Consider the following 252-nt stretch of genomic DNA (forward strand, 5'->3'; position numbering starts at 1 on the left):
GTTGTGCTTGATGAATGGCGCGCAGAGGTAAAAGGACTTCGTATTATTTCGCCTGCGACGGAATTTCACACGCTGCGGTTCGCCTGTTTCTTTCCACTTGCGCCGAGCGGCGGTGACAGCTTTCTGTGCATCCATCACGGCACCGACACGGATATGGCGCGGGCAATTCGCTGTCCACTCAGGTAGCGTCTTCAGTAAGTCAGGCGCGTACACCTTGCGGCCTTTGTTGAGTTGCTTCACCGCTTCGTTATA

At 54.8% G+C, this 252-nt stretch carries 1 protein-coding gene; it reads right to left on the bottom strand.

Annotated elements, in window-relative coordinates:
• The coding region (locus tag FVP33_RS19345) for a hypothetical protein (protein WP_222706822.1) at window positions 1–240 on the bottom strand (240 nt) is incomplete at its 3' end.
• Window positions 241–252 lie beyond the last annotated feature (12 nt).

The sequence above is a fragment of the Lacisediminihabitans profunda genome (assembly GCF_008040105.1).
Taxonomy (GTDB): Bacteria; Actinomycetota; Actinomycetes; order Actinomycetales; family Microbacteriaceae; genus Lacisediminihabitans; species Lacisediminihabitans profunda.